Here is a 4,905-nt window from a genome sequence, read left to right as displayed (position 1 = left end):
ACAAAACCCCCGCGCTGGTGGTGGGCGCGGCCCCCCCGGCCCGGGGGCGCCCGGTCCTTCATGGGTTCGTCGCTCATGCCGGGTCGGCCTCACTCACCGGTGGGGTCGACGGCGTCGCGCCGTCCGCTGTGTTCCGACATGCGTGTGCTCCGACTGGCGAAGGAGTCGGCCGTCAAGGCCCGCACACAGGCGAAGAACCAGCTCAAGGCCGTACTGCTCGGCATCGATCCCGAACTGCGCGAGGCCCTGTCCAACCTCACCAACGCGGCCCTGATCGCCACGTGCGCCGACCTTCCAGGGGCCGACGACGCAGCCGTCTTCACGCTGCGACTGCTGGCCCGTCGCGTCCAGCTGGTCCCTGATACAACGCGGGTGGACGGCCAACACCGCATTCACCGACCCCGACCACCACACCCGAACCCTTCACCGAGGAGGACTCGCCCACATCCAGCGCCAACCCGATCTCATGGACGGCTGCCTCACCGAAACCGGACTGACCTTCACCCCGGATCCCCCGAAGCCAATCCGCAAAGGTCAGTAACTGGTCGTAGTGGCGGGTTCGTAGGGCTCCCGCAACGTCGCTCAAAAACACGCCTCGGTCGAGCAGAGCCGCAGAGCATCGCTGTCGTCGATCTCCGCATTCATGTTGGTCTGCATCATCTGCAGTGCCGCCCCGGCCAGGTCGGCGTGAATGTGCGCGACGGCGTCCCTGGCGACGGTCACCTGCAGGTGACGGATGTGGGCGTCGAGAGCGGAGTAGAGAACACACTGCTCCGTGACCTGCCCGCACAAGGCAATGCGATTCACGCGCAGTTGGTTCAGAAGGTAGGCCAGCGGCGTCTCATAGAAGATCGAGTGCCGTGCCTTGAGGACGAACAGGGACTCCTCGTCGGGACGGATAGGACCAATCAGATCGGACCGGGGCCCGGCCAGTGCCGTCTCGAGGATCTCGCCGTGGTGCGAGCGCCGCTGCCCGAAGTTGTCGTTGACGTAGATGACTGGTATCCGATGTTGCCGGCCCGCTCCAGGAGGTTCACTATCCCGGGACGGCTTTCTCCGCCGATGCGAGTAGCAGGTTCGCATCGGGGTGATCGTATGTAGTGATCATGTCGATCACGATGACCGCGCTCTGCTGGTCCCTCATGCACCCATGCTCCCGCTGCCACGGCCTGCCCGCATGTGCGACCGCAAGCCCTCATCGCCCTCCCGGGAACCGCCGTTGGGTGTGCAGCGCCCCCTGCCCGGCCTGCTGGTCGGGCATGAAGGCGTTGTGTGCGGTAGCGCTGAGCATCAGAGCCGGCCGGGCATGTTGCCGTGGCGGTTGTCGGTTCCTCCACGGGTGGTGTCGTGGTCGCGGGCGGCGGAGGCGGCTGCGAGGGCGAGGAGGGTGGCGATGACTCCGGTGATGAGGTTGCTGGTGATGGATCGGGTGTGGGCGACGTCGCCTGCGACGACCCAGGGGGCGACGCAGGTCCAGATGCCGATGGCGGCGGCGGCCCAGGCCATGGAGTGGGTGCGTTCGTAGGAGGTGCCGAGACCGCCCAGGAGCAGCATGTAGGCGATGCCTGCGATGAGGTTGGTAATGGCCAGGGTGGTGAAACCGTTGAAGCCGGCTATCCAGGGGGATGCCGCCAGGTACAGGCCGGTGATGAGGGCGAGGGCTTCGATCATCTGGGCTCGCGGGGTGGTGGCTGCGCGGTCGTGCCGGGCGCGCAGCTCCATCAGGTCGGGATGTTCCTCGATGGGTGCGTGGTGGGTTGACGCCATGATGACCTCCATGGGAAAGACGGTTACCCACCCGGTACCCAATAAAAGCGACATAAACGGAAAAGTGGATTGACTTCCTCGTCATGGCTCTCGGGACCCGCCGGCCGGATGCGGCCCTCGCCAGGCTCCGGGTGTCTGTGTTCTCCGCCGTGCCCGAGCTGGCCGACTCGCCTCACGAATCCGCGGGGGCAGGCTGGAAACGTGACCGATGCGCCGATCGTCGTGCACCGGCCGTCTCGTACGGGCGGCCGGAGGGTCACCGTGCACCGTCACGGCCGTGACGAGATCCTCGGCACCGCCTACAGCGATCACGATCTGGTCGTGTTCCTCGGGGACGTCGGAATCGCTGATCCTGATGCCGTCCTGGACGATCTGCGGTGGGTGGAGTGGCGAGGTGGCCGCGCCCACGAGTTCAGCGCTGCCTGGTGAGGGCGCGGTGTTTGGCCGCGTGTCTGCCTGACATCGAGCAGCGGGTTGTCCCAATGGCTGCGATGCCTGTGCGGATGCGGGAATGGTCGTCGACGGCTACCGGCCCCCGCCGCTACGGACGCAGAGAGATCGAGCAGGGACACCGACGGGCTGGTGGAAGGGTACGTCGTGCAGCACGTCGTCGCGTTGGCGCGGACTGCCGTCTACCTTAGGTGTGGTGCCTGATTCGGTTGCCGCTCACCCGCTGGAGCCTTTGGCCGAGGTCTGCCCCAGTCCGATCCAGCACTGTGGCGGCGTGTGATCGAAGTGATCTGATCGGCAGCGCGATCACCCTCCGCTCGTTCCTGCCGTCGCTGACCGCGACGCACGGCTACTACCTCCAGATCGCCTCGCTGGCATCCATCGGAGCCTCGCCGATGATGAGCGCGTACTGTGCTTCCAAGGCCGGCGTCGAGTCCTTCGTGCACGCCATGGGCGCAGAGCTGGCCCCCCGAGCTACAGGCGTGGGCATCGCCTACCTGAACTGGATACGGGCGAGTGGGGGTTGTGCGTACTGCGCGAGCTGCTTGTCCAGCTCCGTGCGAATGTCGGTGCACAACTGTCCGGTTTGGGCCCAGTCGATGATGAGTTCCGCGACGTGGCGGAGTTTGATGTTGGTCCGCTGGGAGATTTCGCGCAGGATGTCCCATCCCTGGTCGGGGGTTAGTCGTCCTACGGCGAGGACGACTCCGATGGCCTGATCGACTACGGCGTGTGAGCGGACTGCTTCTTGGAGCCGGGCGTTCTGGTTCTCCAGCTCTCCGACGCGCTCGCCTTCCAGCTGTACGGGCCGTTCGTGCGCGGTGGGCTTTGGTTCGTCGGCCGCGACTGTCATCGTGCCTCCAACTGTGTTCTCGGTCCGCCACCCGTCCCGTGTCTATGTCCCGATCATGTGGATAACGCCTTCGCGCTGATGGGAAACGGGCGAACGGGACCAGGATCGCCACGGTGGTGCAGCGGCAGCCCTCGTCGGCGCTGAAAGTCGACGCCATGAGGAAATGGTGAACCGAGAGAGTGTTTCTCCGTCACGTGATCGGCAGCACTACAGACGGCCTGCGTACCATCACTGTACGCGTCGCAGACCTTCGGCTGGCGGCTGGTGCGTGGGCGGATGGGGTCGGGGCCCCCAGGGGCGCCCCGACCAGTCGAAACGTGGTGACAGCAGACCGAATTGTCTGCAGATTCTTGGCCAAGAGCTGACCGTGCGATCACCGGGTTCGGGGCGAGGTAGCGGGTTGCTGCGGAGGACGTCTCTGCGCCTGTTCCGATTTGGTGCCTGGCGCCGTCCAGGGTTCAGCGAGCGGGGCCAGCATCACCTGAACGGTCGGCCTTCCCACGGAGAGGGGAGCGGCTGGGTGCTGCTGGCGCTTTTGGGCGATGTGGCGGATGTTCGAAGCGGATTCCAGGAGCGAGGGGCGAGGATGTCGGCATGCGGAAACAGTGGGCATGCCAGTTCCGGGACAGCCCGGGGCACGATGATGTTGAAGCCCTGGCCGAGGTGGACGGGGTGCCACGGCAGATCCTGGTACGGCCGTGCCCCGGTGGCGGCGGGCTGGTGGATGGGTTTGTTCTGAGGTACGTCGATGTCTCGGCACGGACTGCCGTCTACTTCTGGGTGCGGCGTGGTGAGCCCGATTCGGTTGCCGCTTACCTGCTGGAGCTTTTGGCTGAGGTCTGCCCTAGCGAAAGTCCCTAGTTCGCAAGGAATCGGGTGGAGTCACCGCCTGCGGCAAGCACGGAACGGACGGCGCACTGCGACGCACAGCGATCCGGACGCTGGCACTCGCCCATCGTGGAAGGGGGAGTCCGGGTGCGTGGCGCCGTCTTGACGGTCCGGACCACTGCGCCGGAATTCACCTGCTGGCGGAACGCCTCGCCGGCGACGGCGCTGGCCTCGGACCATGGTCAGTCCTGTTGGCGGACTCTGTGGGGGACCGCGTTTCAAAGAGCGTGAACCATGACGATGCCCTCGGGTCGCATCTTCGGCGCCGCCTCGCGCTGACCGGTGGTCTTACGATCACCCGTTTGCCTGGAGCAACTGTCGACTGCCGGAGGCTGCGTTTGACACGCGGGCTGGTCGGGAGGGGCGTCCATATCGGCGGTGTTGACGCGGATCTGGGGGCCCGCTTGACGGGACCGCGGCGTGGCGGAGCTGCACTCCTAGGTCGACCGGAGCGGTCCGACCCAGTTGATCCCCTCGGATCCCACCTCCCATGCGGTCGGGCACGGAACTCGAGCCCGGGCTGTGGAACCGCCGTCGAGACACATCAGCTGGGCCGTTTGGTTTAGATCATCGGATCGTTGGTTCGGATGTGCCGTTCACTGACGCGCAGTGGGCGCGGATCGAGCCGTTGCTCCCGGACCGGACGCCGGTGCGGGGTGGCCGCTGGCGAGGTCACCGGGAGGTGATCGACGCGATCGTCTTCAAGTTCCAGACCGGAACCCAGTGGGTGCACCTGCCGGAGAAGTACGGCAACTGGCGAGGCGTCTACGACCGGCTGCGAATGTGGGCCATCGACGGCACCTGGGTGCGTGTCTCACCGCGCTGATGGCCCGGGTCGACGCCGACGAGGACCTCGACTGGGCGGTCTCGGTGAACTCCACGATCGTGCGGGTCGACCAGCATGGGGGCGGGGGCCCCCCCATCGGGGCCCCCGCCCCCCCCACACC

4 protein-coding genes and 2 pseudogenes are annotated in these 4,905 nt (G+C 66.4%); 3 read left to right on the top strand and 3 right to left on the bottom strand.

Annotated features, from left to right (window positions below; all coding sequences use genetic code 11):
* Positions 1-582: 582 nt before the first annotated feature.
* Both ACFXGX_RS36985 and ACFXGX_RS36980 read right to left on the bottom strand, forming a co-directional pair.
* Positions 583-1,144, bottom strand: a pseudogene (locus tag ACFXGX_RS36985) (isochorismatase family cysteine hydrolase).
* Positions 1,145-1,290: 146 nt separating this feature from the next.
* A complete protein-coding gene (locus ACFXGX_RS36980; RefSeq protein ID WP_384800749.1) occupies positions 1,291-1,767 on the bottom strand; it encodes an SPW repeat protein in 477 nt (158 codons plus the stop codon).
* Between the two features lie 201 nt (positions 1,768-1,968).
* On the opposite strand from ACFXGX_RS36980, the gene ACFXGX_RS36975 reads away from it, so the two are divergent.
* On the top strand, positions 1,969-2,196 hold the full coding sequence (locus tag ACFXGX_RS36975) for a hypothetical protein (RefSeq protein ID WP_384800747.1): 228 nt from the start codon (positions 1,969-1,971) through the stop codon (positions 2,194-2,196).
* A 270-nt stretch (positions 2,197-2,466) separates the two neighbouring features.
* Positions 2,467-2,723 (top strand): annotated as a pseudogene (locus ACFXGX_RS36970) (SDR family NAD(P)-dependent oxidoreductase); the annotation flags it as partial.
* On the opposite strand, the gene ACFXGX_RS36965 reads toward ACFXGX_RS36970, so the two are convergent.
* Positions 2,711-3,070 (bottom strand): ANTAR domain-containing protein, encoded by a 360-nt coding sequence (locus ACFXGX_RS36965; RefSeq protein WP_384800744.1) that lies wholly within the window; start codon positions 3,068-3,070, stop codon positions 2,711-2,713. The pseudogene ACFXGX_RS36970 and the gene ACFXGX_RS36965 sit on opposite strands and share 13 nt — an antisense overlap.
* 1,477 nt (positions 3,071-4,547) lie before the next feature.
* On the opposite strand from ACFXGX_RS36965, the gene ACFXGX_RS36960 reads away from it, so the two are divergent.
* Positions 4,548-4,784 carry a transposase gene (locus ACFXGX_RS36960; protein WP_384800741.1) on the top strand — a complete coding sequence of 79 codons (237 nt, stop codon included), beginning with the start codon at positions 4,548-4,550 and terminating at the stop codon, positions 4,782-4,784.
* Positions 4,785-4,905: the final 121 nt, after the last annotated feature.

Source organism: Streptomyces sp. NPDC059371 (genome assembly GCF_042751995.1).
Lineage (GTDB): Bacteria > Actinomycetota > Actinomycetes > Streptomycetales > Streptomycetaceae > Streptomyces.
Note: the sequence above shows the minus strand (reverse complement) of the source record. Positions and strands in the feature narration are given on the sequence as shown.

What these genes read in the sequence shown, in the direction of transcription:
- ACFXGX_RS36980 (WP_384800749.1), bottom strand. Translation starts at nt 1,767, where the DNA reads ATGGCGTCAACCCACCACGCACCCATCGAGGAACATCCCGACCTGATG.
- ACFXGX_RS36965 (WP_384800744.1), bottom strand. Translation starts at nt 3,070, where the DNA reads ATGACAGTCGCGGCCGACGAACCAAAGCCCACCGCGCACGAACGGCCC.